We start from the raw sequence: 24,334 nt of genomic DNA on the forward strand, positions 1-24,334 counted from the left end.
CTTCGGGAGGGTCAAAGGAAGTACTCGAAATCGTTCTCGTCGCGGGTGCGACGGCGCACGCGCAGCACGTGGGCCGGCGTGTGCTGGGGGTCGAGCTGCACGTAGTGCCACTCGCCCTGCCAGAGGAAACGCTGGTCGCTCAGCAGGTCGTGCACCTGAAAGGACTGGCCGGCCGGCACGCCGATGGATTCGGGCGTGAGGCCGATCCAGCCCGACTGCGTCTGGTGCGGATCGAGGTTGACCACCGTGACCACCACGTTGCTGCCGTCGTCCGAGGACTTGGCATAGGCCAGCAGCTGGTTGTTCTCCACCGGCAGGAAACGCAGCGTGGCGTTGGTCTGCAGCGCCGGGTTGTCGCGCCGGATGCGGTTGAGCCGCGCGATGAAGGGCGCCAGGCTGTGCGGCATCTCGGTGCGCCAGTGGCGCAGCTGGTACTTCTCGGAGTCGAGGTACTCCTCGCTGCCGGGGTTGCGCGGCAGGTGCTCGAGCAGCTCGTAGGCCGGGCCGTAGATGCCGTAGTTGGCGGCCAGCGTCGCGGCCAATGTGAGCCGCAGCCGGAACATCGGCGCCTCGCCGCTCTGCAATTGCTCGTGCAGGATGTCGGGCGTGTTGGGCCAGGCGTTGGGCCTGAAATATTCGTGGCCCGGCGAGCTCGACAGCTCGGTGAAGTAGGCCGTGAGTTCTTCCTTGCTGTTGCGCCAGGTGAAGTAGGTGTAGGACTGCGAGAAGCCCAGCTTGGCCAGCCGGTGCATCACCTTGGGCCGGGTGAAGGCCTCGGCCAGGAACAGCACCTCGGGGTGCTCGCGCTTGATCTCCGAGATCGCCCATTCCCAGAACGGGAAGGCCTTGGTGTGCGGGTTGTCGACGCGGAAGATCGAGACGCCTTCGCCGATCCAGTGGTCGATCACGCTCTTGAGCTCGGTCCACAGCCCCTGCCAGTCGTCGCACTCGAAGTTGAAGGGATAGATGTCCTGGTACTTCTTCGGCGGATTTTCCGCGTACTGCACCGTGCCGTCGGGCCGCCAGCGGAACCAGCCCGGATGCTGCTTGACGTAGGGATGGTCGGGCGCGCACTGGAAGGCGATGTCGAGCGCGATCTCCAGGCCGTGCCTGCCGGCCTCGGCCACCAGGTGGCGGAAGTCCTCGGGCGTACCGAGCGCGGGCAGTATGTGCTTGTGGCCGCCTTCCTCCGAGCCGATGGCCCAGGGACTGCCGACGTCGTCGGGCTCGGTCACGAGCGCGTTGTTCTTGCCCTTGCGGTCGATCCGGCCGATGGGGTGGATGGGCGGGAAGTACAGCACGTCGAAGCCCATGCGCGCAATGGCGGGCAGGCGGGCCTCGACATCGGCGAAGGTGCCGTGCTGGCCGAGTTCGGTGCCGGCCGAGCGCGGGAACAGTTCGTACCAGCTGCTGAAGCGGGCCCGCTCGCGGTCGACCACCAGCGACAGCTCGGCGCCGTAGCGCGCTTCGAAGCGGCGGTCGGGGTACTTGCCGGCCAGCGTCTCGAGCGCGGGGTCGAGCGCCAGCGCCTTGAGGCGCGGGCCATCGATGGCGCGGTCGGTCGCGGCCTTGGCCAGTTCGGCAGCGGCGCGGGCCAGCGCCTGCGCGTCTTCGCCGGTCGCGCGTGCGCCCGCCGCGGCGATCTCCAGCGCACCGACCTGCGCCGCGATGCGAATGTCGGCCTCGTCCACGCGTCGCGTGAGTTCGTGGTGCCACGATGCGAAGCCGTCGACCCAGGCCAGCACGGTGTAGACGTAGCGCCCCGGCACCGGCGGCACGAAGGCGGCGTGCCACACGTCGTTGTTGCTCAGCGTCATCGGCGTCTCGTGCACCGTGGTCTCGCCTTCGCGCCACCATTGCAGCAGCACGCGCAGCACGTCGTGGCCGTCGGTGAAGCAGTGCGCCGTGACCTCGAAGGCCTCGCCCGCGATGCGCTTGACCGCGAAGCGGCCGCCGTCGACGGCCGGCAACACCGCGTCGACCACGGCGCGCACGCGGCCCTCCTTGGGCATCCCGTGCGGCAGCGACAGCAGGGCCGCGACCTGGGTCTGCGGCATCGGCGGCGCGGCCGGGATGGCGGTGTCGGCCGCGGTGGGCGCGGCCGGTGCCGCGGGGTGGAGGGACTTCGGCGTCTTGGGGGGCTGGGAACTCTTAGGCATGGGGCACGTGCTTGAGGATCAGGGTGGACAGGGGCGGCAGCGTGAGGTTGAGCGACTGGCGGCGGCCGTGCGCGGGCAGGGGCGAGGTCTGGGCGCCGCCCAGGTTGCCCCAGCCCGCGCCGCCGTAGTCGCGGGCATCGCTGTTGAGCAGCTCTTGCCATTCGCCGGCCAGCGGCACGCCGACCGTGTAGTTGGTGCGCGGCAGCGGCGTGAGGTTGCACAGCACCAGCACCGGCGCGCCGTCCTTTGCCTTGCGCAGGAAGGCGAACACGCTGCGTTGGGCGTCGTCGGCCTCGATCCATTCGAAGCCATCAGGCGAGAAATCGACCTCGTACAGCGCGGGCTCGGCCTTGTAGACGCGGTTGAGTTCGCGCACGAAATGCTGCAGGCCGCCATGGCCTTCGGTGCCCGTGACCCACCATTCGAGCTCGCCGTCGTGCGTCCACTCGCGGCGCTGGCCGAACTCGCCGCCCATGAAGAGCAGCTTCTTGCCCGGGTGGGCCCACATCAGGCCGAACAGCGCGCGCAGGTTGGCGAACTGCTGCCAGCTGTCGCCGGGCATCTTGTTGATCAGCGAGCCCTTGCCGTGCACCACCTCGTCGTGCGAGAGCGGCAGCACGAAGTTCTCGTTGAAGGCATAGACCAGCGAGAAGGTCAGCTGGTGGTGGTGGTGCCGGCGGTGCACCGGGTCCTTGGCGAAGTAGGCCAGGGTGTCGTGCATCCAGCCCATGTTCCACTTCATGCCGAAGCCCAGGCCGCCCATCTCCGTGGGCCGCGAGACCATCGGCCAGGCGGTCGACTCCTCGGCCACCGAGACCGTGTCGGGGTGTGCGCGGTACACGGCGCGGTTCAGGTCGCGCAGGAACTCGACCGCCTCGAGGTTCTCGCGGCCGCCGTTCCGGTTGGGGATCCATTCGCCGGGCTGGCGCGCGTAGTCGAGGTAGAGCATCGAGGCCACGGCGTCGACGCGCAGGCCGTCGAGGTGGTAGCGCTCGAGCCAGAACAGGGCCGACGAGATGAGGAAGCTGCGCACCTCGTTGCGGCCGTAGTTGAAGATGCTCGAGTTCCATTCCGGATGGAAGCCCTGGCGCGGGTCTTCATGCTCGAACAGGTGCGTGCCGTCGAACACCGACAAGCCGTGCGCATCGGTCGGGAAGTGCGAAGGCACCCAGTCGAGCAGCACGCCGATACCCCGGCTGTGCAGGTGGTCGACGAAGGCCATGAAATCCTGCGGCGTGCCGTAGCGCGCCGTCGGCGCGAAGTAGCCGGTGGTCTGGTAGCCCCACGAACCGTAGAAGGGGTGCTCGGTCACGGGCATGAGCTCGACGTGCGTGAAGCCCATGTCGACCACGTAGGCCGCCAGGCGCTCGGCGAGTTCGCGCCAGCCCAGCATTTCGCCGCCCTCGCGCTGCCAGGAGCCGGGGTGCAGTTCGTAGACCGACATCGGCGCATCGAGCGCGTTCTTCGGGCCGCGCTGCTGCATCCAGTCGGCGTCGTTCCATGTGTAGTCGTCGATCGACCAGACGCGCGAGCCGGTGGCCGGCGGGTGCTCTGCGTAGAAGGCGAAGGGATCGGCCTTGTCGACCGAGTGGCCGTGGCGGTCGAACACCCGGTATTTGTAGACCGCGCCGCGCGTGGCATCGGGCGAGAAGCCCTCCCAGATGCCGCTGCCGTCGGGCCGTGCTTCGAGCCGCAGCGCGGTGTCGTTCCATCCGTTCCAGTCGGCCACCACCGAGACGGCGCGCGCGTTCGGCGCCCAGACCGCGAAGGTCGCGCCGCCCTCGGGCTGCATCTGGCAGCCCATGGCACGGTGCATCTCGGCATGCGTGCCCTCACGGAAAAGCCAGACGTCCTGATCACTCAGGCGTGGGGATGGGATGTGCACGGGTGGAATCCTCCTGCGCGGGCGGGTCCGGCGAATTCCGGCGGCGCCCTTGCGACAACGTTCATTGAACCGTATGCCCGACCCGGATTGGGCCGCCGAGCGCCCTTTGCCTTGTCGGACAGGAGCTATGTTGCACCTTTCATGCCATTGTTAACTGCGCCTGCAAGAATCCCGTCGCGCGCCCGGCGGCGCGGACGAGCGAAGGGGCGGGATCAGCCGCGCAGGCGGTTGGCGCTGGTCACCGCGTCGTTGTACTTCTTGACCATGTCGTTGAAGGACTTGGCGGTCTTGGCCTGCTTCATCGTGCGGTAGGTCCCGATGAATGACACCAGCGACGAGCCGGTGCTCTCGTGCGCCGAATCGGGGCGGGGTTCCTTGTCCTTGGCCGCGGCGTAGAGCTCGCGCTGTTCGGCCAGCGTCTTGTCGAGCGAGGACACGATCGCATCGGCCGCCTGGTACTTGGCCGGGTCGCGGATGTCGGATTCGCTGTCGAACAGCGACACCACCTCCTCGGCCTGCTGCAGGCCCAGCTTGGTGTTGTAGCCCAGCATGTCGCCCGAGGCCTTGAGCTTGGCCAGCATGGCCGCGCTGCGCTTCTTCTCTTCGGTGCCCAGCACGGCACTGAAGCGCTTCATGCTGGCCGTGCTCTTGTCGAAGGCGGCGCGCACGTCGGCATCCTGGGCCTTGCCCTTGGCCAGGTCGTCTTCCTGGTAGGCCTTGGCGCTGTAGTAGACCTCCAGCGCCTTGAGCTGGGTCACGAGCGTGCCGAGTTCCGTGATCAGGGCGTCGGCGCTCTGGTCGAGCGCGCCGAGCTCGGAGGCGGGGAGCGCGCGTGCCTTCTTCAGTTGCTCGAGCGAGATGTCGACCCAGCCCGCGCTGATCGACAGGTTGTCGGTGGCCTTGCGCTTGGGGATGTTGAGCTTGAGGTAGCGCTCGTGGGTTTCGGGCAGGCCGAAGGTGCCGATGAGCTTGTTGTAGCCCTGGGTGTAGCCGTTGAGCTTGGCGCTGGTCGCCTGGCCGGTGTCCACGTTGCTGGCCGCCGACTTGACCTTGTCCCCGACCGCCGAGGCCGCCGCACTCACGCTCGAGGCGGCGTCGCCGGCCTTGCCGCAAGCGCTCAGCGCGAGCACCGCGCAGGTGGCGGCGGCGGCGATCCAGAGCTTCTGGCTGTGCGTGCGGGTCTTTGTCTTGCTGTGCATTGTTGTATGTCCAAAGAGGTAGGGAGAAGGCTTGGTAACTTAATGCATCACCGGGCCCCGCCTTGCAGGACAGGACCGCAGATGTAAAGCGAGGTGACGCGGGCTTTACCTGGACGCTTCGAATGGCGATACTGTATGAAAATACAGTATTCATCATGTCCGACGCCTTCATCCCCCTGCACGCCCTCAAGGGCCGCGGCGCGGCCACTCGACTGGCCCATCGCTTCGAGCGCGACGTGCGCGACGCCTACGACGACGGCTGGGGCACGCTCGACGAAACCGCGGCCGATGCACTGCTGCCGTTGCAGACCGAGGTGCGCTTCGAGGACGTGAAGTCGGTGCTGAGCGAAAACGATTCGCCCGACATCCCCTTCGACCGCTCGCTCAACCCCTACCGCGGCTGCGAGCACGGCTGCATCTACTGCTTCGCCCGGCCCACCCACAGCTACCTCAACCTCTCGCCCGGCCTGGACTTCGAGACCAAGCTGATCGCCAAGCGCAATGTGGCCGAGGTGCTGCGCGCCGAGCTGGGTCGCAAGAACTACCGGCCCAGCCAGATCGCGATCGGCACCGCGACCGACTGCTACCAGCCGATCGAGCGCGAGCTCCGCCTGACCCGCGCGGTGATCGAGGTGCTGCGGGAAACCCGCCATCCCTTCGGCCTGGTCACCAAGTCCAGTGCGGTCGAGCACGACCTCGACCTGATCGCGCCGATGGCGGCCCAGCACCTGGCCGCGGTCTACGTAACCGTCACCACGCTCGACGGCGAGCTGGCCCGCAAGCTGGAGCCGCGCGCCGCCTCGCCGCAGCGGCGGCTGCGCACCATCCGCACCCTGGCCGAGGCCGGCGTGCCCGTGGGCGTGAGCGTGGCGCCGCAGATCCCCTTCATCACCGACGACATGGAGAAGGTGCTCGAGGCCGCCTGGGAGGCGGGCGCGCGCTGCGCCTTCTACACTGTGGTGCGGCTGCCCTGGGAGGTGGCGCCGCTGTTCAAGCAGTGGCTCGAACTGCACTACCCCGACCGCGCGGCGCGCGTGATGGCGCGCATCCGCGAGATGCGCGGCGGCAAGGACTACGACGCCGACTTCGCCACCCGCATGAAGGGCAGCGGCCTGTGGGCCGACCTGATCCGCCAGCGCTTCGAGAAAGCGACGAATCGCATCGGCTTCAACCGCCAGCGCATCCCGCTGGACCTGGGCGCCTTCCGGCCGCCGGGCGCGGCGGGGCAGGGCAGCCTGTTCTGAAGAAAAGGATCAGATGCTGCGCAGATTGACCCGCTGCGTCAGCGCCGCCGCGCTCTCGCGCCGTTCGCTGTAGCGATCAACCAGGTAGTCCGCGCAGTCGCGCGTGAGCAGCGTGAACTTGAGCAGCTCCTCCATCACGTCGACCACGCGGTCGTGGTAGGGCGAGGGCTTCATGCGACCGTCGGCCTCGAATTCCAGATGGGCCTTGGGCACCGAGGACTGGTTGGGGATGGTGATCATGCGCATCCAGCGCCCCAGGGCCTGTGAATGCTATTTCCGGGGATCGCGTTGGTTGAATCAGGGGCCGGATGCAAGGCGCCCGTGCGCAGCAAGGCTGAAGCCTTGCAAGCGCGGGCAACGCCGCAGACGGCCCCTGATTCAGCCAACCCTCCGGGAAGGCCTGCCACGACGGGCCACTCGGCGTTGCGCTCCTTGCGCGTGCTTCAGCACGCGCAGCGTCACGCGCCTTGATTGGCCCGCCGTGGCAGGCCTTCGCGACCCCGGAAATAGCATTCACAGGCCCTGGCACCCGCAGCTGGTTCACGGCGTTGAAGGACTGCGAGCCGCCCGACACCTGCATCACCGCGAGCGTCTTGCCCTGCGTGGGCCGCACCGCGCCGATGGACAGCGGGATCCAGTCGATCTGCGCCTTCATCAGCCCGGTCATCGCGCCGTGCCGTTCGGGCGAGCACCAGACCATGCCCTCGCTCCACTGCACCAGCTCGCGCAGTTCCCGCACCTTGGGATGGTCCTCGGGCGCGCCGTCGGGCAGCGGCAGGCCGTGCGGGTCGTAGGTGCGCGTCTCGGCCCCCATGGCCTGCAGCAGGCACGCCGCCTCCTCGGTCACGAGCCGGCTGTACGAACGCTCGCGCAGCGAACCGTAGAGCAGCAGGATGCGCGGCGCATGCGTGGCGCGCGCCGGCGGCGGCAAGCGCTGCGGATCGGGCCGCTGCAGGAACTCAAGGCTTGGCGACACGCTGGCCCTTCGCGTCGACCACGGCCTCGCCGTCTTCCTTGGAGAACGCGCCTTTCTGGGGCTGCGGCAGGATGTCGAGCACCGCTTCGGACGGGCGGCAGAGGCGGGTGGCCTTCGGCGTCACCACGATCGGGCGCTGGATCAGGATCGGGTGCTCCAGCATGAAGCCGACGATCTGCGCGTCGGTCCAGGTCGGGTCGGCCAGGCCGAGTTCGGCAAAAGGCTTCTCCTTCTGGCGCAGCAGCTCGCGTGCCGTGATGCCCATGGCCGCGATCAGGCCTTCGAGCGTGGCGCGGTCGGGCGGGTTCTTCAGGTACGCGATGACCGTGGGTTCCTCGCCGGAATTGCGGATCAGCGCGAGCACGTTGCGCGAGGTGCCGCAGGACGGGTTGTGATAGATCGTGATGTCGCTCATGGTGCGTGACAGGAGTGGTTGAAGCGTAAAAAGTGGATGTTTCAGCCGCCGAGCCGCAGCGCCAGCGCGGCCAGCGTGACGAGCAGCACCGGCAGGGTCAGCACGATGCCGATGCGGAAGTACTGGCCCCAAGCGATGGTGGTGCCCTTCTTCGCCAGCACGTGCAGCCAGAGCAGCGTCGCCAGGCTGCCGATCGGCGTGATCTTCGGGCCCAGGTCGCAGCCGATCACGTTGGCATAGACCATGGCTTCCCTGACCACGCCGCTGGCGTTCGAGGCCTCGATGGACAGCGCACCGATCAGCACAGTGGGCATGTTGTTCATCACCGAGGACAGCAGGGCCGTGAGCAGGCCGGTGCCCAGCGCCGCGCCCCAGACGCCGCCCTGCGCGAACACGTTCAGCAGCGCGGCGAGCTGGCCCGTCAGGCCGGCGTTGCGCAGCCCGTAGACCACCAGGTACATGCCCAGCGAGAAGACCACGATCTGCCAGGGCGCGCCGCGCAGCACCCGGCGCGTGTCGATCACCGGGCTGCGCGCGGCGACGGCCAGAAGCACCGCCGCCGCCGCCGCGGCCACCGCGCTCACCGGCACGCCCAGCGGCTCGAGCGCGAAGAAGCCGACCAGCAGCAGGGTCAGCACGACCCAGCCCGCGCGAAAGGTCGCGGGGTCGCGGACCGCCTCGGCCGGCGCCCGCAGCCGCGCCACCGCATAGCGCGCGGGAATGTCGCGGTGGAAGTACAGCATCAGCATGCCCAGACTGGCGAGCACGGCCGCGAGATTGACTGGCACCATCACCGCGGCGTAGCGGTGGAAGCCGATGCCGAAGAAGTCGGCCGAGACGATGTTGACCAGGTTGGAGACGACCAGCGGCAGGCTCGCGGTGTCGGCGATGAAGCCGGCCGCCATCACGAAGGCCAGGGTCGCGGCCGGCCCGAAGCCCAGCGCGGCCAGCATGGCCATCACGATCGGCGTGAGGATCAGCGCCGCGCCGTCGTTGGCGAACAGCGCCGACACCACCGCGCCCAGCAGCACCATCAGGGCGAACAGCCGTGCGCCGCGCCCGCCGCCCCAGCGCGCCACATGCAGCGCGGCCCATTCGAAGAAGCCGGCCTCGTCGAGCAGCAGGCTGATCACGATCACCGCGATGAAGGCGCCGGTGGCGTTCCACACGATGCCCCACACGGTCGCCACGTCGGCCCAATGCACCGCGCCGGACAGCAGCGCGAGCCCGGCGCCCAGCGAGGCGCTCCAGCCAATGCCTAGCCCGCGCGGCTGCCAGATCACCAACACCAGCGTGAAGGCGAAGATCGCCAGTGCCGTCAGCATGCGCAGGCGGCGCTGCCGTCGGCGAGGCAGGGCGCGCCCTGGCAGCAGTTCTCGGTCAGGTAGCCGAGCAGCGCGTTCATCCGGTCGAAGGCGGCGCGGTAGATCAGGTTGCGGCCCTGGCGCTCCTGCGACACCAGGCCCGCGTGCGTCAGCTCCTTGAGGTGGAAGGAGAGGCTGGTGGCGGGCACGCCGATGGCCTCGACCAGCGCACCGGGGGTCAGGCCCTCGGGGCCGGCGACCACCAGGCAGCGAAAGACCTGCAGGCGCACGGGTTGGGCGAGGGCGGCGAGGGCGCGGACGACTTCATTGGCTTCCATGATTCAATGATAGTTGAATTATGGAATTGGTGACAAGGCCGGCTGGTTTGTCGGGCCATGACGCTGTTCAGCGCCGCATGCCGTCGCGGTCGAACAGCGTGGGTGCGACCTCGCGCACCACCTCGAGGAAGGCCCGCAGGCCCGCCGGTACGTGGCGGTGGCCGGGGTAGTAGACGCACAGGCCGGGGATCGGGGGCGACCAGTCGTCCAGCACCCGCAGCAGGCGGCCGGCCGCGACATGCGGCGCGACCGCGTACTCGCTGGTCCAGACCAGGCCTGCCCCGCCCAGCGCGGCCTCGACCATCAGGTGATGGTCGTCGAGCGTCAACGGCCCGGCCACGTCGACCGACACGCGCTGGCCGCGCTTCTCGAAGTCCCACTTGTAGAGCGGGCCGCTGGGGAAACGCGTGCGCACGCACACGTGCCCGGCCAGGTCCTGGGGCGTGCGCGGCTTGCTGCGCGTCGCGAAGTAGGCGGGCGCGCCGACCACGGCGAAGCGCACGGGCGGCGTGCAGGGCACGGCGATCATGTCCTCGGGCACGCTCTCGGCGATGCGGATGCCGGCGTCGAAGCCCTGGCCCACGATATCGACCAGCCGGCCTTCGGTCACGATGTCCACCTCCATGGCCGGGTGGCGGCGCAGGAACTCCAGCACCACGGGCGCCAGGATCATCGAGGCCGCCGCCTCCGAGGCGTTGAGGCGCAGCGTGCCCGCGGGCGTGTCGCGCAGTTCGTTGGCCGCGGCCATGGCGGCCGAGATCTCGCGCAGCGCCGGCTGCACGCGCGCCAGGAACTGCTCGCCCGCGGCGGAGAGCGCCACGCTGCGCGTGGTGCGGTTGAACAGGCGCACGCCCATGCGCTGCTCCAGCGCCGCGATCGCATGGCTCAGCGCCGAGGGCGACAGGCCGAGTTCGGCCGCGGCACGGCGGAAGCTGCGGTGCGTCGATACCGCGACCACGGCGTTGAGTTCGGCCAATCCGGTTTTCTGCATTGTGCGATTTCCTGCATGACTTCATGCGTCATTGGGCCGATTGTTTCATCGATCGGCGCGGCCTATCTTCGCTGCTCTTCGAAAGGAAATCACATGACATCCGCTTCCGCCGACGGCCGCAAGACCGTCCTGATCACCGGCGCCTCGACCGGCTTCGGCCAGTCGGCCACCCGTCTCTTCGCGCAGCACGGCTGGAACGTCGTCGCCACCATGCGCACGCCGGCCGCCGGCGCCGAACTCGCGGCGCTCGACAACGTGTGGGTCACGCGGCTCGATGTGCAGGACCGCGCCAGCATCGACGAAGCCATCGCGGCCGGCATCGCGCGCTTCGGCCGCATCGATGCGCTGGTGAACAACGCGGGCTTCGGCCTGTTCGGCCTGTTCGAATCTGCCTCCAGGGAAAGCATCCAGACGCAGTTCGACGTGAACGTGTTCGGCGTGATGGACGTGACCCGCGCGCTGCTGCCGCACTTCCGCGCCCAGCGTTTGGGCGTGATCGTCAACGTGAGCTCGGGGGCCGGCGTGTTCGGGCTGCCGATGATCTCGCTCTACACGGCCAGCAAGTTCGCGCTCGAAGGCTTCTCGGAATCGCTGTCCTACGAACTCCAGTCGCAGAACATCGTGGTGAAGATCGTCGAACCCGGCGGCGTGGTCAGCACCGGCTTCGGCGCCCGCGCTGCGGCCGAGGCCTCGCAGGCGCTGGCCGCGCCGGCCGACTACGACGGTTTCGTCGCGGGGGCGCAGAAAGTGTTCGCGGGCCTGCGCTCGGCCCGGCTGGCCACCTCGGAAGACGTGGCCGGCGTGATCTACGAAGCCACCAGCGACGGCACGGACCGGCTGCGCTACGTGGCGACCGAGGACATCGCGCCCTTGGTGCGCGCGCGGCGCGAGAGCTCGGAAGACGACTACATCGCGCTGATGCGCACCACCTTCACGCCGACGGCGTGATCACCGCGGGCGCGCAGCCGGCCGGCTTGAACACCCGCTCGGTCGAGGCCGGCGACTTCGCCAGCTTGGCCGCCGGCCGGCGCGGACGGCGGATCAGTTCGCCGCCACAGTTGGGGCAGGCGCCGGCGAGGTGGCGTTCCGCGCAGTCGCTGCAGAAGGTGCACTCGAAGGAACAGATCCGGGCGTCCGCCGATTCGGCGGGCAGGTCGCGGTCGCAGCATTCGCAACCTGGGCGCATTTGGAGCATGGAAAGAAGACCTCGGAAAGCGGTGCTTCGAGCTTAAACGAGACGGCACGGCGCCTCAGCTGGCCTTCCAGCGTGCGCAGCGCGATTCGGCCTTGGTGGTCCATGGCACCTCGCCCTTGATCGATTCGACGACCTTGTAGTAGTCCCAGGGTTCCTTCGATTCGGCGGGGGTCTTGACCTGCAGCAGGTGCATGTCGTGCACCATCAGGCCGTCGCCGCGCAGCCAGCCGCCCTTGACGAACATGTCGTCGAACTTCGCCTTGCGCAGCTGCGCCATGACCTTGTCGCCTTCGTCGGTGCCCGCGGCCTTGACGGTCTTCAGGTACTGCAGCGTGGCCGAATAGTTGCCGGCCTGGAAGGACGAGGGCATGCGCTTCTGCTTGTCGAAGAAGCGCCGAGCCCACTCCCGCGATTCCGCGCTCTGGTTCCAGTACCAGCTGTCGGTGAGGTACATGTTCTGCGCGGTCTTCAGGCCCAGCGCATGCACGTCGTTGATCGTGATGATCATGCCGGCGAGCTTCATGTTCCTGCTGATGCCGAATTCCGCGGCCGACTTCAGCGCGTTGACCGTGTCGCCGCCCGCATTGGCCAATGCCAGCACTTGAGCCTTGGAGCTCTGCGCCTGCAGCATGAAGGACGAGAAGTCGCTCGCGCCCAGCGGATGCTTGACCGAGCCCACGACCGTGCCGCCGTTGTCGAGGATCACCTTGGTGGCGTCGTTCTGCAGCGAGGCGCCGAAGGCGTAGTCGGCCGCCACGAAGAACCAGGACTTGCCGCCGCCCTTGACCACGGCATTGGCCGTGCCGCGCGCCATGGCCACGGTGTCGTAGGCGTACTGGACGGTGTAGGGCGAGCAGAACTCGTTGGTCAGGCTGGAGGCGCCCGAGCCGACGACGAAATAGGGCTTCTTCTTGTCCGCGGCCACGCCGGCCATCGCGATCGCCGCGCCGGAGTTCACGCCGCCGATCAGCATGTCGAGCTTGTTGACGTCGAACCATTCGCGCGCCTTGGCCGCGGCGATGTCGGGCTTGTTCTGGTGGTCCATCGTCAGCAGCTCGATCCGCTTGCCGTCGATCGCACCGCCCATGTCGGCGATCGCCATGCGGATCGCGTCCGCGCCCGCGGGGCCGTCGTAGTCGCGGTAGATGCCGGACATGTCGCTGATGAAGCCGATGCGGATCACGTCGTCGGAGATCTGTGCCGAGGCCCCGGCGGCCGAGGCCATCAATGCGAGCGCGCAGGCGATGCGGGTTTTTTTCATGGGTGTCTCTCTTGTTCTCTTGGATGGAAATCGGTGGCTCAGAGGGCGAAGGCGGGACGCACGGCGCCCACGCGCGGCAGGCCCATCATTTCGCGGGCCTCGGCGGGCGTGGCGGGTTCCATGTCCATCTCGCGGATGATCCGCACGATGCGTTCGGTGAGCTGCACGTTGGTCGCGAGTTCGCCCTGGCGGAAGTAGAGGTTGTCCTCCAGCCCCACGCGCGCATGGCCGCCGAGCAGCAGCGAGGCCACGTTGGCCTCGAGCTGCGAGGGACCGATGCCGCTCACGCAGAAGATGCTGTGCTTGGGCAGCGTGTCGACCATCATCTGGAGGAAGCGCGGCGAGTAGGGCATCGCGTTCTGGAAGTTGCGGTGCACGTTCATCACCAGGTTCACGAAGTGCGGCGCGTCGTCCAGCCCTTCGCCGATCAGCGTGCTGGTGTCCTGCAGGATGTGGGTGGGGCTGAAGACCTCCCACTCGGGCTTGATGCCGCGTGCCCTCATGCCCGCGGCGAGTTCGCGCCCGCGTGCCAGCGAGGTGTCCATCAGGATCTCCTTGCCCTCGAAGCTCAGGTTCAGCGTGGTGGCGTCGAGCGTGCACATCTCGGCGCCGGCCTCCATGCCCTTGAGCCGTTCTTCCCAGAGGATCTCCCAGCGGTCGCCCGCCAGCGGATGCACCATGTCGCCGTGCACGCCGCCACCGGTGGAGTTGTTGATCACGATGTCGCTGCGCGCACGGATGCGCGTGTTGATGTCGCGATAGATGTCGGGGTTGCAGGTGGCGCCGTCGTCGGGCCGGCGCGCATGGATCGCGACCACGCTGGCGCCGGCGTTCCAGCAGCGGACCGTGTCGTCGGCGATCTCCTGCGGCTGCGTGGGAAGGTGCGGGTTCTGCGACTTGTGGGCCATGCCACCGGTCGGGGCGATGGTCAGGATGACTTTGCGTTTGGACATGGAGAGAGAGGCTCTGGCGTGGGGAGAAACGAGGACGCGGTGTTCCGCGTGGCGTGCGTCGATTGTTCGACCCCGGCTCCTGCAGGTCAGTCGTCGCAACGACAATTCACCTCAGGGTTTACGCGGCCGGGGCCATGCTCAGGCCTCCCGACCCACCTTGCCCGCGCGCTTCTCGAGGAAGGCCCGCACGCGCGCCTTGGCCTCGTCGTCGCCCTGCGCCACGGCCGACATCAGGGCCTCGACGAACAGGCCGTCGGAGCGGCTCATGTCGGCGATGCGCGGCAGCGCCTGCAGGATCGCGAAGTTGGACAGCGGCGCATTGCTGGCGACCTTGCGTGCGAGCTCGATCGCCTTGTCGACGGCCGCGCCGGGTTCGACCAGGTAGTTGCTCAGCCCCGCGGCCTGGCCCTCGGCTGCGTCGAGCACGCGACCGGTGAGCATCATGTCGGTCATGAGGCTGAAGCCCGCGAGCCGCGGCAGGCGCACCGAGCCGCCGCCGCCCACGAAGATGCCGCGCTGTCCTTCGGGCAGGCCGTAGAAGGTGCTGCGATCGGCCACGCGCAGGTGCGCCGTGGCCGCGAGTTCGAGCCCGCCGCCGATCACCGCGCCGTGCAGGGCCGCGATCACGGGCACGCGGCCGTACTGGATCTGCTCGAAGGCCTGGTGCCAGGCGCGCGAATGCAGCACGCCGTCGGCGACGCTGCGCTCCATCACCTCCGACAGGTCGAGGCCGGCGCAGAAATGCTCGCCGGCACCGCTCAGCACCACGGCGCGGCAGTGCGCGGGCAAGGCCGAGAACGCGATCTGGAGTTCGGCCAGGAAGGCGTCGCTGATCGCGTTGCGCTTGTCGGGCCGGTGCAGGCGCAGGTGCACCAGCGCCTCCGACTGCGTGACCTGGAGGAAGCGCAGCTGGCTGCAGGGGCCGGGCAGGGGAGAGAAATCGTCGTGCATGAAGAAGGTGCCTGTGTGGGATGTGTTCTCAGGTCCGGATGACGTCGGCAGCGCCGGCGTAGAGCCGTGCCACCGCGTCGGCGCGCCGCGTCAGCACCGCGCGCTGGTTCACATAGCCCTTGTCGGTGATCTCGCCCGCATCCGCGCTCGGCGGCTCGGCCATGAACAGGATGCGGCGCGGCATCTGCGACGAACCCGCGCCGCTGCGCTGGAAGGCGGCCAGGGCCTCGCGTACCTTCTGCGCGACCGCGGCGGGGCCGGCCGCCAGCGCGGCCGCCGTGGGGAAGACCAGCGCGCCGATCTCGTCGCGGTCGTGGCCCGCGATCACCGCGTCGGCCGCATAGGGCGACAGGGCCGTGACCAGCTGCAGACGCAGCGGACCGACCGAGACCCAGGTGCCGCTCGTGAGCTTGAAGTCCTCGGCCACGCGGCCGTCGAAGATCACGCCGCGTGCCGGGTCTTGGGGGTCGACCAGGTAGCCCGCATCGCCGATCCGGTAGAAGCCTTCGTCGTCGAAGGCGGCGGCCGTGAGCTCGGGGGCGTTGCGGTAGCCCGCGAAGACCGAGACGCCGCGCACGCGCATCTCCTGCTTCTCGCCGTTGCGCACCAGCTTGAGCTCGAGGCCGGGCAGCGGGATGCCGATGCAGCCCGCGCCGTCGAGGCGGAAGTGCGCGCTGGTGACCAGCGGCGAGGTCTCGGTCGAGCCCCAGGAGGTGGTGAGCCACAGCGGTTCGTCGCGCACGCTGGCCGCCAGCGCCTCGAGCCGCTGCCAGGTGCTGGTGGGCAGGGCGGCCGCGGCATAGAAGACCAGCAGCAGCGGCGACAGCACCTCGCGCGCCAGGTCGAGGTCGGCCTCGAGGAAGGGCAGCAGCATGTCCAGGCCGCGTGGCACGTTGAAGTGCAGGTTGGGCCGCACCTCCCGCAGGTTGCGCACGGTCTTCTCGATCAGCCCGGGGGCGGGCCGCCCCTCGTCGATGTAGAGCGTGCCGCCATGGCGCAGCACCAGGTTCAGGTTGTGGTTGCCGCCGAAGGTGTGGCTCCAGGGCAGCCAGTCGAGCAGCACGGGCTTCTGCGTCGCGAGGAAGCGCCAGGTCTGCGCCAAGGCCTGCTGGTTCGCGCACAGCATGCGGTGCGTGTTGACCACCACCTTGGGCTGGCCGGTCGAGCCCGAAGTCAGCAGCAGCTTGGCCACGTCGTCGCCGCGCAGGGCCTCGAAGGCGGCCCTGACGGCCGGCGTTTCGGCGGTGTCGAGGAAGCCGCCGAAATGCAGGGCGCCGGGCACGTCTTCGGCGCCGTCGCTCAGCACCTTCACCGCGTCGCCCGCGCAGGCGCTGATCGCCGCACCATAGGTTTGGGCATTCGCGGCATAGACCAGCGAGGGCTGCAGCGTCTGGACGATGCCGCGGATCTTGGTGTGGTCGCTGGTCAGCCGGCAGTAGGCGCTGGAGACCGGGCAGAAGGGCAGGCCGACGTGCAGCGCGGCCAGCATCAGCATGGCGTGGTCGATCGAGTTGTCGGAGAGCACCAGCACCGGCCGGTCGCGCGGCAGTTGCAGGTCGAGCAGGCGCTGTGCGATCGCGCCGACGTGGCGGCGCAGTTCGCCCCAGCGCACGCGACGCCATTCGCCGCTGGCGTCGCGTTCGGCGAAGGCCAGCGTGTCGGGCGTCTCGGCGGACCAGCGCTCGAGCCAGTCACCGATGCAGCGGTCGTAGGCGGCGAGCGCTTCGGGAGAGCTCAGCACCAGGCTGCCGTCGGGTTGCTGGCGGCACAGCGTGCGTGCCGGTGCGACGAGGGCGGGGTTGTCGTAGAGGGCGACCATGTCGGGTCCTTTCTTGTGGGGCGTGTGCGGGAGGCAATCAGCTGCGTGGATCGGCCGCGGCCCTGGCCTGGATCAGCCCGATCAGCAGCTCGTCGCGCCGGGCCTCGAGTGCTGCGAGGCTCTGCCCTTCGAGCGCATCGGCCACGCCCTGCACGACCAGGGCCTTGAGCTCGGCCGTCATCGCGGGCGTGCCCAGGTCCTGCCACCAGGCTTCGATCGGGCCGCCCAGATGGTCCAGCACATGCGCGATGCCGCCCGCGCCACCGGAGAAGTGCAGGTTCATGAAGGGGCCGAACACGCCCCAGCGCAGGCCGGGGCCGAAGGCGATCGCGGTGTCGATGTCTTCCACCGTGGCCACGCCCTGTTCGACCAGGTGGAAGGCCTCGCGCCAGAGCGCCGCCTGCAGCCGGTTGGCGATATGGCCCTTGATTTCCTTGCGGCCGTGGATGGGCCGCTTGCCGACCGAGGCGTAGAACTGCATCGTGCGTTCGATGGTGCGCGCCGAGGTGTGCGCGCCGCCGATCACCTCGACCAGCGGGATCAGGTGCGGCGGGTTGAAGGGGTGCCCCAGCACCACGCGCTCGGGGTGCCGGCAGGCCGACTGGATGTCGGTGGTCGAGAGGCCCGAAGAGCTCGAGGCCAGGATCACCTCGGGCGGCAGCAGCGCGTCCATGCGCTGGAACAGATCGGTCTTGAAGTCGCGCCGCTCGGGGCCGTTCTCCTGCACGAAGTCGACACCGTGCAATGCGGCGTCGAGTTCGGCGTGAAAGCACAGCCGGTCCATCGACGCGCCCGGCGCGAGGCCCAGCCGCTCGAGCGTGGGCCAGTGCCGCGCCACGCTCGCACGCAGCCGCGCTTCGGCATCGGGCGAAGGATCGGTGGCCACCACGTCCAGCCCGTGGGCCAGGAAGTGGGCGGCCCAGCTGGCGCCGATCACGCCGGTGGCGACGATGGCCACGCGCTGGATGGAGGGAGAGGTCATGGTGGGAAGAGGCAGTCGATGAAGGAGAGAAGCGAGGACGCAGGCGGCGCTCGCACGTGGAGTCTTTGCGCATCGAATTGTTCGATGGGTGCTGCGAAGTCACAGTCGTCTGAACGACAATCCGCACCTGGGAAAACCTCAGGACCGGCCCTCGCGCCCAAGCACGCATCCCATACATCCCATGAGCTTCAAGACAGCGCCACGCGCGGCCGGCATCACCCTTCAGCAACTGCTGGACGAATCGGCGTGGTTTGCGTTGTTGACGCCGGCCGCGCGCGCGCAGGTGCTGGCCGACGTGGTCGAGCGCACGGTGGTGGCCGGCGATGCGCTGATCCGCCACGGCGAGACCGCGCTCTGGTGGAACGGCGTGATGGAGGGCGTGATGAAGTGGTCCACCGGCACGCGCGCGGGCCGCTCGGTCACGCTGGGCGGGCTCACGGTCGGCAGCTGGTTCGGCGAGGGCAGCCTGCTGCGTGGCAAGCCGGTGCAGGCCGACATCATCGCGCTGCGCCACAGCCGCGTGGCCATGCTGCCCAAGAACACCTTCGAGTGGCTGTACGAGACGCAGCCGGCCTTCGGCCGCTTCCTCACCAACCAGATCAACGAGCGCCTGCACTGGTTCATGGGCGACTTCGCCGCGCACCGCGTGCTGGGCGTCGAGGCGCAGGTGGCGCGCGCGCTGACCGGGCTGGTGCACCCCTGGCTGAACCCCGGCGGCGACCTGCACCTGCAGATCTCGCAGGAGGAACTGGCCAACCTCGTGGGCCTGTCGCGCCAGCGCTGCAACCAGGCGCTGAGCCAGTTCAAGGCCATGGGGGTGGTGCGCACCGAATACGGCGGCATCACCATCCTCGACATCGACCGGCTCACCGCGTTGACCGCGGTCGAGTAGCGCCACCGGCGAGCGCCGGCGCTTCAGACCCCCAGCCAGGTCGCCAGCGCCGCGGGCTCGGCCGCCACCGCCGCCGATTCGGCAGCGAGCACGATGCGGCCCTTCTCCATCACGATCGCGCGCTCGGTGTGGGCCAGTACACGGCGCCAGTCGCGGTCGACGATCAGCGTGGCGATGCCGGTGCCGCGGATGTCGGCGATCACGCGCCAGATCTCGGCCACGATCAGCGGCGCCAGGCCCTCGGTCGCCTCGTCGAGGATCAGCAAGCGCGGGTTGGTCATGAGCGCGCGGCCGATCGAGAGCATCTGCTGCTCGCCGCCCGACAGCTGCTGGCCGCCGTGCGCGAGCCGCTCGGTCAGGCGCGGGAAGGTCGCCATCACGCGCTCGAAGGTCCATTCGCGCCGGCCGTCGATGCCGGCGCGCGCGCTCATCAGCAGGTTCTCGCGCACCGAGAGGTTGGGGAAGATGCCGCGGCCCTCGGGCACGTAGCCGATGCCCAGCCGCGCGATCTTCTCGGGTGCCCAGCCGCTCACGTCGCGGCCGTCGAGCAGCACGCGGCCCGAGGCCGGGCGCACATAGCCCATCAGCGTGCGGATCAGCGTGGTCTTGCCCATGCCGTTGCGCCCGAGCAGGCCCAGCGAGGTGGCCGCGGCCTGGGTCGCGTCGACGCCGCGCAGGATGTGGCTGTCGCCGTAGTAGGTGTGGATGGCTTCGATCTGCAGCATCTCAGTGGCCCTCGCCGTGGTCGTCGCCCAGGTAGGCCTCGCGCACGCCCGGGTCGTTGCGGATGGCGGCCGGCTCGCCGGTCGCGATCACGCTGCCGTTGACCATCACGGTGATGCGGTCGGCGATGCGGAAGACCGCGTCCATGTCGTGCTCCACCAGCAGGATCGCGTGCGAGGCCTTGAGCCGCGTGAGCAGGGCCAGCATGCGTTCGGATTCCTCCGCGCCCATGCCCGCCAGCGGCTCGTCGAGCAGCAGCACGCGCGGCCGCGTCGCCAGGCACATCGCGACCTCGAGCTGGCGTTTGGCGCCGTGGCTCAGGGTGCCGGCGATGCGGTGCGCCTCGGCCTCGAGGCCGGCCGCGCGCAGCGCCTCGCCGGCCGCGGCGTTGCTGGCGGCGCAAGCCTGCGCGGACTGCCACAGGGCCCAGGGCCGCGGCGTGGCGGCCTGCGCGGCCAGGCGGCAGTTCTCGTGCACCGTGAACTCGGGAAAGATCGTGGTGCGCTGGTAGCTGCGGCCCACGCCGTCGCGTGCGCGCCGCGACTGGGCGCGCGCCGTGATGTCGACGCCTTCGAGCGCGATGCGGCCCTCGGAGGCCTCGATCTCGCCCGAGAGCATGTTGATCAGCGTCGACTTGCCGGCGCCGTTGGTGCCGATCACCGCATGCACCTCGCCGCGGCGCAGGTCGAGCGTGACCGCGTTCACCGCCACCAGGCCGCCGAAGCGCCGGGTCAGGGTCTGGACGGACAGCAGGGGTGTGCTCATGGCGTTACCGCCTTGGCCGCGGGCGTGGGCGAGATCCGCGCCGCGAGGCCGATCAGGCCCTTGGGCAGCAGCGCCACGAACACGATGATCGCGATGCCCAGCGTGAGCTGCCAGTGGTCGGCCAGCGGACCGACCAGCGCGTGCGTGCCCAGCACCTCCTTGAGCAGCGTGAAGGCGACCGCGCCGATCACCGCGCCACGCAGGTGGCCGAGGCCGCCCAGGATGATCATCAGCAGCACTTCGCCCGAGTTGTGCCAGGCCATGAGTTCGGGGTTGACCACGCCGTCGCGCGCGGCGACCAGGAAGCCGGCCAGGCCCGCCAGCGCGCCCGCGATCACGAAGGCCGCGAGCTTGTAGCCGTAGACCGCGAAGCCGGCCGCGCGCATGCGCTGCTCGTTGACGCGGATGCCGGCCAGCGCGGCGCCGAAGCGCGAGCGGCGGATCAGCGCCAGCAGGCCGTAGGTGCCGGCCAGCGCCGCCAGCACGAAGTAGAACTGCACCCGGCGGTTCTCCATGTCGATCGCGCCCAGCGCGGGCCGCACGTACAGGTAGATGCCGTCGCTGCCGCCGCCGACCTTGGTGTCGTGGAACACGAAGTAGGCCATCTGCGCGAAGGCCAGCGTGACCATGATGAAGTAGACGCCGCGCGTGCGCAGGCTCAGCGCGCCCACGGCCAGCGCATACAGTGCGGCGCTGCCCATCGCGAGCGGCAGCAGCCAGGCGATCGAGCCGCCCTCGGCCCCGGACCCCAGCACCGTCGCGTAGGCACCGATGCCGTAGAAGGCCGCGTGGCCCAGGCTGACCAGGCCGGTCATGCCGACGAGCAGTTCCAGGCTCAGCGCGAAGATCGACAGGATCATGACCTTGACGATCAGGTCCGAGATGTAGGGGCTCAGCGTGGGGCCGAGCGCGGCCAGGGCCAGCGCGCAGAGCAAGGGAATCCAGTGGGCGAGAGTTTTCATTGCGTTGTCCACCAAGCTGTCGAACGATGCACGGCCATCGAAACCGATGCACGCGCATGCGTGAGATACCGCGGAACCGGCTTTGCCGGGCCGCTGGTATCGCCCCCTCGAGGGGGAGACGCCGCAGGCGTTTCGGGGGTGTTCAATTTCGTTTTCCCATGAGACCTTCAGGGCGCCAGATGAGGATGATCGCCATCAGCACGTAGATGCCCATGCCGCTGAGTTCGGCGAAGAAGACCTTGCCGAAGGTGTCGACGAAGCCCACCAGCAGCGAGGCGACCAGCGCGCCGGTGATCGAGCCGATGCCGCCGATCACCACCACCACGAAGCAGACGATCAGCACGCTGGCGCCCATGTTCGGGTAGACCGAGGACATCGGCGCGGCGATCATGCCGGCCAGCGCGGCCAGCGCCACGCCGGCCGCGAACACGATGCGGTAGAGCCGGCGGATGTCGATGCCCAGGCCGCGCACCATGTCGCGGTTGCTGGCGCCGGCGCGGATCATCATGCCCAGCCGCGTGCGGTTGACCACCAGGTAGAGCCCGATCGCGAGCACGATGCAGGCCGCCGAGGCGAACAGCCGGTACCAGGGGTAGCTCATCAGGTCGCCCAGCGCGAAGCTGCCTTCGAGCCAGGGCGGCGCCTTGACGCCGTGCACGTCGTTGCCGACCAGGATCGAGCGCAGTTCCTCGAACACCAGGATCAGCCCGTAGGTCATCAGCACCTGCTGCAGGTGGTCGCGCTGGTAGAGGTAGCTGAAGAAGGCCCATTCGAGCAGGTAGCCGAAGACGGCCGCCAGCACCACGCCCGCCAGCAGCATCACGATGAACTGGTCGCCGAACAGCGGCGACAGCGCGAAGGCCATGTAGGCGCCCAGCATGTAGAAGCTGCCGTGCGCCAGGTTGATGACGCCCATGATCCCGAAGATCAGCGTCAGCCCCGAGGCCACGAGAAAGAGCAGCAGTCCGTACTGAACCGAGTTCAGGCATTGGACGAGGAAGGTGCCGATGTCCACGTTGGAGGTTCTCTCTGGACGCGTTCGTTGAGAAGGAGATGCGATGCGGGAGACACCGCGGATCCGGCTTGGCCGGTCCGCAGGTGTCGCCCCCTCGAGGGGGGAGTCGAGCTACACGAAAGTGAGCGAGGGACGGGGGTGGGTTACATCCTGCAGCCGCGCGCGGGATCGGCCAGGCCCTTCACGGCGATGCTGACCATCTTGTTCTCCTTGCCGTCGACCTTGCGCAGGTAGATGTCCTGCACCGGGTTGTGCGACTTGCTCACCGAGAAGCTGCCGCGCGGGCTGTCGATCTTGGCGCGCTCGATGGCGGCCGAGAACTCGGCTTTCTTCGAGATGTCGCCCTTCACGGCGTCGAGGCCGATCGCCAGCATCTGCGCGGCGTCGTAGCCCTGCACCGCATACACGTCGGGCTGCAGCTTGAAGGACTTGGCATAGGCGGTGCGGAAGCTGTTGTCGCGCGGCGTGTTCAGGCCGTCGGCGTAGTGCAGGGTGGTCAGCATGCCCTGCGCGGTGTCGCCCTGCGCGTCGAGCGTGCCGTCGGTCAGGAAGCCCGGGCCGTAGAGCGGGATGGTCTTGTTCAGGCCCGCAGCCGCGTAGTCCTTGACGAACTTGACCGCGCCGCCGCCCGCGAAGAAGGCGTAGACCGCATCGGGCTTGGCCGCCGCGATCTCGGTCAGCAGGGCCTGGAACTCGACGTTGGGGAAGGGCACGGTGAGCTGCTTCACCACCTGGCCGCCGGACTTCTCGAAGCCTTCCTTGAAGCCGTTGACCGACTCGTCGCCGGCCGCGTACTTCCAGGTGATGGTGATGGCCTTCTTCTTTTTCTCCTGCTTGGCCGCGACCTCGCCCATGGCGTAGGCCGGCTGCCAGTTGGAGAACGAGCTGCGGAAGATGTTGGGCGCGCACATCGGGCCGGTCACGGCGTCGGCGCCGGCGTTGGGCACCAGCAGCACGGTGCCGCTTTCCTTGGCCGCCTTGGCCATCGCCATCGCAACGCCGGAGTGCACGGTGCCCACGATCACGTCGACGTTGTCGCGCTTGATCAGCTTGTTCACGTTGTCGGTGGCCTTGGCCGGATCGGACTCGTCGTCGACCTTCACGTACTCGATCTCGCGGCCGCCGAGCTTGCCGCCCTGTTCCTCGACGCGCAGCTTGAAGCCGTTCTCGATCGCCACGCCCAGCGCGGTGTAGGTGCCGCTGTAGGGCAGCATCAGGCCGACCTTGAGTTTGGCCGGCTGGGCGTGGCTCGCGGTGGCGATGCAGGCCAGCGCAAAGGCCGCGAGGGCGGTCACGGTGCGGCGCGTGGGGGTGTGGCTCATGGATGTCTCCTGTTGTGGATGAACGAAACGGTGGCGTCGATCACGGCCTGCGGCTGGTCCCGGTGCGGGGAATGCCCGCAGTCCGGCAGCTCGAGCAGTTGCGTGGCGGGGACCCGCGATGCGATGCCGCGGATCTGTTGCAGGGTGCCGTACGCGTCGTCCTCGCCCTGGATGGCGAGCACCGGGCAGCGGATGCCCTCGAGTTCGGCTTCGATGTTCCAGTGGCGGAAGGGCGGATGCAGCCAGATGCGGTTCCAGCCCCAGAAGGCCGAGTCCGGGTCGTCGTGGTAGCGGCCGAGCTTCTGCGGCAGATCGGTGCCCAGGTAGGCGGTGCGCGCGATCTCGATGTTCGCCACGGTCTTGTCTTCCACGAAGATGTGCGGCGCGAGCACCACCAGCCCCGCGACCTTGGCCGGGAAGCGCGCGGCATGCAGCAGCGCGATCGAGCCGCCGTCGCTGTGGCCGAAGAGCCAGGGCGCCTCGTCGATGCCCAGCGCCTCGAACAGCGGCGGCAGCACCTCGTGCGCTTGGCGGTGCATGAAATCGACATCCCAGGTCTCGTCGGCGTCGCGCGGGGTCGAGCGGCCGTAGCCCGGCCGCGAGAACACCAGGCCGCGCAAGCCGCCGGCCGCGCACAGCTGCGCCGGGAAGTCCTTCCACATCGCGACCGAGCCCAGGCCCTCGTGCAGGAAGACGACGAGCGGGGCGTCGTTGCGCTCGGGCGCGATCCATTCGCACTCGATGCGCACGGCGCGGCCGCGCCAGTCGATGGTGGCGAAGGTCGCGCTCATGGCTGTGGCGCCTTCCCCCTTTGGGGGAAGGCAGGGATGGGGGTACGCAGCGCCGGCAAAGTCTGGGCGTGCGCGAAGGCCCGGGCCCCCACCCCAACCCTCCCCCAGCGGGGGAGGGAGGAAGAGGAAGACATCGGCCGCCTCGTGCATGGTTGTGGCTCCTTCCCCCTTTGGGGGAAGGCGGGGATGGGG

22 protein-coding genes and 2 pseudogenes are annotated in these 24,334 nt (G+C 69.0%); 3 read left to right on the forward strand and 21 right to left on the reverse strand.

From position 1 onward, the window contains the following. Positions 1–11 precede the first annotated feature (11 nt). From K0H49_RS29095 to K0H49_RS29105, 3 genes are all read right to left on the reverse strand, one after another. Positions 12–2,057 (reverse strand): alpha-1,4-glucan--maltose-1-phosphate maltosyltransferase, encoded by a 2,046-nt coding sequence (locus K0H49_RS29095; RefSeq protein WP_219220416.1) that lies wholly within the window; start codon positions 2,055–2,057, stop codon positions 12–14. Positions 2,058–2,151: 94 nt separating this feature from the next. Further along, positions 2,152–4,038 carry a 1,4-alpha-glucan branching protein GlgB gene (glgB, locus tag K0H49_RS29100; RefSeq protein WP_219220418.1) on the reverse strand — a complete coding sequence of 629 codons (1,887 nt, stop codon included), beginning with the start codon at positions 4,036–4,038 and terminating at the stop codon, positions 2,152–2,154. A gap of 218 nt (positions 4,039–4,256) precedes the next feature. Continuing rightward, complete coding sequence (locus K0H49_RS29105) at positions 4,257–5,243, reverse strand: DUF3829 domain-containing protein (protein WP_219220174.1); 987 nt, start codon at positions 5,241–5,243, stop codon at positions 4,257–4,259. Between the two features lie 155 nt (positions 5,244–5,398). On the opposite strand from K0H49_RS29105, the gene K0H49_RS29110 reads away from it, so the two are divergent. Then, the gene (locus tag K0H49_RS29110) at positions 5,399–6,487 is read left to right on the forward strand and encodes a PA0069 family radical SAM protein (protein ID WP_219220176.1); all 1,089 of its coding nucleotides are present in this window, start codon (positions 5,399–5,401) and stop codon (positions 6,485–6,487) included. Between the two features lie 9 nt (positions 6,488–6,496). Here the strand turns inward: K0H49_RS29110 and K0H49_RS29115 are convergent. From K0H49_RS29115 to K0H49_RS29140, 6 genes and pseudogenes are all read right to left on the reverse strand, one after another. Further along, positions 6,497–6,745, reverse strand: a pseudogene (locus K0H49_RS29115) (arsenical resistance protein ArsH); the annotation flags it as partial. Positions 6,746–7,007: 262 nt separating this feature from the next. Beyond that, positions 7,008–7,463, reverse strand: a pseudogene (locus K0H49_RS29120) (NAD(P)H-dependent oxidoreductase); the annotation flags it as partial. After that, positions 7,447–7,878 carry an arsenate reductase (glutaredoxin) gene (gene arsC / locus K0H49_RS29125; protein WP_219220178.1) on the reverse strand — a complete coding sequence of 144 codons (432 nt, stop codon included), beginning with the start codon at positions 7,876–7,878 and terminating at the stop codon, positions 7,447–7,449. The pseudogene K0H49_RS29120 and the gene arsC, both read right to left, overlap by 17 nt. A gap of 41 nt (positions 7,879–7,919) precedes the next feature. After that, complete coding sequence (locus K0H49_RS29130; RefSeq protein WP_219220180.1) at positions 7,920–9,203, reverse strand: arsenic transporter; 1,284 nt, start codon at positions 9,201–9,203, stop codon at positions 7,920–7,922. Beyond that, positions 9,197–9,520 (reverse strand): ArsR/SmtB family transcription factor, encoded by a 324-nt coding sequence (locus K0H49_RS29135; protein ID WP_219220182.1) that lies wholly within the window; start codon positions 9,518–9,520, stop codon positions 9,197–9,199. The genes K0H49_RS29130 and K0H49_RS29135 overlap by 7 nt, the downstream gene beginning before the upstream one ends. A gap of 67 nt (positions 9,521–9,587) precedes the next feature. Further along, complete coding sequence (locus K0H49_RS29140) at positions 9,588–10,511, reverse strand: LysR family transcriptional regulator (RefSeq protein WP_219220184.1); 924 nt, start codon at positions 10,509–10,511, stop codon at positions 9,588–9,590. Between the two features lie 93 nt (positions 10,512–10,604). Between K0H49_RS29140 and K0H49_RS29145 the strand changes: the two genes are divergently transcribed. Then, entirely contained in the window at positions 10,605–11,459 is an 855-nt protein-coding gene (locus K0H49_RS29145; RefSeq protein ID WP_219220188.1) for an SDR family oxidoreductase, read from the forward strand. Here the strand turns inward: K0H49_RS29145 and K0H49_RS29150 are convergent. From K0H49_RS29150 to K0H49_RS29175, 6 genes are all read right to left on the reverse strand, one after another. Then, positions 11,443–11,706 (reverse strand): DUF1272 domain-containing protein, encoded by a 264-nt coding sequence (locus K0H49_RS29150; protein WP_219220190.1) that lies wholly within the window; start codon positions 11,704–11,706, stop codon positions 11,443–11,445. The two genes, K0H49_RS29145 and K0H49_RS29150, sit on opposite strands and share 17 nt — an antisense overlap. Positions 11,707–11,761: 55 nt before the next feature. Continuing rightward, complete coding sequence (locus K0H49_RS29155; RefSeq protein WP_219220192.1) at positions 11,762–12,967, reverse strand: ABC transporter substrate-binding protein; 1,206 nt, start codon at positions 12,965–12,967, stop codon at positions 11,762–11,764. A 38-nt stretch (positions 12,968–13,005) separates the two neighbouring features. After that, positions 13,006–13,920, reverse strand: a complete 915-nt coding sequence (locus K0H49_RS29160) for a 3-keto-5-aminohexanoate cleavage protein (protein ID WP_219220194.1) — start codon at positions 13,918–13,920, stop codon at positions 13,006–13,008. A 138-nt stretch (positions 13,921–14,058) separates the two neighbouring features. After that, entirely contained in the window at positions 14,059–14,871 is an 813-nt protein-coding gene (locus K0H49_RS29165) for a crotonase/enoyl-CoA hydratase family protein (protein ID WP_219220196.1), read from the reverse strand. Positions 14,872–14,899: 28 nt separating this feature from the next. Further along, a complete protein-coding gene (locus K0H49_RS29170; RefSeq protein ID WP_219220198.1) occupies positions 14,900–16,690 on the reverse strand; it encodes a feruloyl-CoA synthase in 1,791 nt (596 codons plus the stop codon). Positions 16,691–16,727: 37 nt separating this feature from the next. Continuing rightward, on the reverse strand, positions 16,728–17,672 hold the full coding sequence (locus K0H49_RS29175; protein ID WP_219220200.1) for a 3-hydroxyacyl-CoA dehydrogenase NAD-binding domain-containing protein: 945 nt from the start codon (positions 17,670–17,672) through the stop codon (positions 16,728–16,730). A 181-nt stretch (positions 17,673–17,853) separates the two neighbouring features. Between K0H49_RS29175 and K0H49_RS29180 the strand changes: the two genes are divergently transcribed. Further along, entirely contained in the window at positions 17,854–18,564 is a 711-nt protein-coding gene (locus K0H49_RS29180) for a Crp/Fnr family transcriptional regulator (RefSeq protein ID WP_219220201.1), read from the forward strand. 23 nt (positions 18,565–18,587) lie between these two features. Here the strand turns inward: K0H49_RS29180 and K0H49_RS29185 are convergent, their stop codons facing one another. The 6 genes from K0H49_RS29185 to K0H49_RS29210 form a co-directional block, all read right to left on the reverse strand. Continuing rightward, on the reverse strand, positions 18,588–19,289 hold the full coding sequence (locus tag K0H49_RS29185; protein ID WP_219220203.1) for an ABC transporter ATP-binding protein: 702 nt from the start codon (positions 19,287–19,289) through the stop codon (positions 18,588–18,590). A 1-nt stretch (position 19,290) separates the two neighbouring features. Next, complete coding sequence (locus K0H49_RS29190; protein ID WP_219220205.1) at positions 19,291–20,052, reverse strand: ABC transporter ATP-binding protein; 762 nt, start codon at positions 20,050–20,052, stop codon at positions 19,291–19,293. Then, positions 20,049–21,014, reverse strand: a complete 966-nt coding sequence (locus K0H49_RS29195; protein ID WP_219220207.1) for a branched-chain amino acid ABC transporter permease — start codon at positions 21,012–21,014, stop codon at positions 20,049–20,051. Before K0H49_RS29195 ends, K0H49_RS29190 begins: the two co-directional genes overlap by 4 nt. Positions 21,015–21,156: 142 nt before the next feature. Then, positions 21,157–22,029 (reverse strand): branched-chain amino acid ABC transporter permease, encoded by an 873-nt coding sequence (locus tag K0H49_RS29200; RefSeq protein ID WP_219220209.1) that lies wholly within the window; start codon positions 22,027–22,029, stop codon positions 21,157–21,159. Between the two features lie 143 nt (positions 22,030–22,172). After that, the gene (locus K0H49_RS29205) at positions 22,173–23,351 is read right to left on the reverse strand and encodes an ABC transporter substrate-binding protein (RefSeq protein WP_219220211.1); all 1,179 of its coding nucleotides are present in this window, start codon (positions 23,349–23,351) and stop codon (positions 22,173–22,175) included. Next, positions 23,348–24,142: an alpha/beta fold hydrolase gene (locus K0H49_RS29210; RefSeq protein ID WP_219220213.1), complete on the reverse strand. Its 795-nt coding sequence runs from the start codon at positions 24,140–24,142 to the stop codon at positions 23,348–23,350. Before K0H49_RS29210 ends, K0H49_RS29205 begins: the two co-directional genes overlap by 4 nt. Between the last annotated feature and the right edge of the window lie 192 nt (positions 24,143–24,334).

The sequence above is a fragment of the Variovorax boronicumulans genome, assembly GCF_019352895.1.
Taxonomy (GTDB): Bacteria; Pseudomonadota; Gammaproteobacteria; order Burkholderiales; family Burkholderiaceae_C; genus Variovorax; species Variovorax boronicumulans_A.

Bases quoted from the DNA above. Each gene is read 5' to 3' on its own strand.
- K0H49_RS29095 (WP_219220416.1), bottom strand. From the start codon at position 2,057: ATGCCGCAGACCCAGGTCGCGGCCCTGCTGTCGCTGCCGCACGGGATG.
- K0H49_RS29105 (WP_219220174.1), bottom strand. From the start codon at position 5,243: ATGCACAGCAAGACAAAGACCCGCACGCACAGCCAGAAGCTCTGGATC.
- K0H49_RS29110 (WP_219220176.1), top strand. From the start codon at position 5,399: ATGTCCGACGCCTTCATCCCCCTGCACGCCCTCAAGGGCCGCGGCGCG.
- arsC (WP_219220178.1), bottom strand. From the start codon at position 7,878: ATGAGCGACATCACGATCTATCACAACCCGTCCTGCGGCACCTCGCGC.
- K0H49_RS29130 (WP_219220180.1), bottom strand. From the start codon at position 9,203: ATGCTGACGGCACTGGCGATCTTCGCCTTCACGCTGGTGTTGGTGATC.
- K0H49_RS29135 (WP_219220182.1), bottom strand. From the start codon at position 9,520: ATGGAAGCCAATGAAGTCGTCCGCGCCCTCGCCGCCCTCGCCCAACCC.
- K0H49_RS29140 (WP_219220184.1), bottom strand. From the start codon at position 10,511: ATGCAGAAAACCGGATTGGCCGAACTCAACGCCGTGGTCGCGGTATCG.
- K0H49_RS29145 (WP_219220188.1), top strand. From the start codon at position 10,605: ATGACATCCGCTTCCGCCGACGGCCGCAAGACCGTCCTGATCACCGGC.
- K0H49_RS29150 (WP_219220190.1), bottom strand. From the start codon at position 11,706: ATGCTCCAAATGCGCCCAGGTTGCGAATGCTGCGACCGCGACCTGCCC.
- K0H49_RS29155 (WP_219220192.1), bottom strand. From the start codon at position 12,967: ATGAAAAAAACCCGCATCGCCTGCGCGCTCGCATTGATGGCCTCGGCC.
- K0H49_RS29160 (WP_219220194.1), bottom strand. From the start codon at position 13,920: ATGTCCAAACGCAAAGTCATCCTGACCATCGCCCCGACCGGTGGCATG.
- K0H49_RS29165 (WP_219220196.1), bottom strand. From the start codon at position 14,871: ATGCACGACGATTTCTCTCCCCTGCCCGGCCCCTGCAGCCAGCTGCGC.
- K0H49_RS29170 (WP_219220198.1), bottom strand. From the start codon at position 16,690: ATGGTCGCCCTCTACGACAACCCCGCCCTCGTCGCACCGGCACGCACG.
- K0H49_RS29175 (WP_219220200.1), bottom strand. From the start codon at position 17,672: ATGACCTCTCCCTCCATCCAGCGCGTGGCCATCGTCGCCACCGGCGTG.
- K0H49_RS29180 (WP_219220201.1), top strand. From the start codon at position 17,854: ATGAGCTTCAAGACAGCGCCACGCGCGGCCGGCATCACCCTTCAGCAA.
- K0H49_RS29185 (WP_219220203.1), bottom strand. From the start codon at position 19,289: ATGCTGCAGATCGAAGCCATCCACACCTACTACGGCGACAGCCACATC.
- K0H49_RS29190 (WP_219220205.1), bottom strand. From the start codon at position 20,052: ATGAGCACACCCCTGCTGTCCGTCCAGACCCTGACCCGGCGCTTCGGC.
- K0H49_RS29195 (WP_219220207.1), bottom strand. From the start codon at position 21,014: ATGAAAACTCTCGCCCACTGGATTCCCTTGCTCTGCGCGCTGGCCCTG.
- K0H49_RS29205 (WP_219220211.1), bottom strand. From the start codon at position 23,351: ATGAGCCACACCCCCACGCGCCGCACCGTGACCGCCCTCGCGGCCTTT.
- K0H49_RS29210 (WP_219220213.1), bottom strand. From the start codon at position 24,142: ATGAGCGCGACCTTCGCCACCATCGACTGGCGCGGCCGCGCCGTGCGC.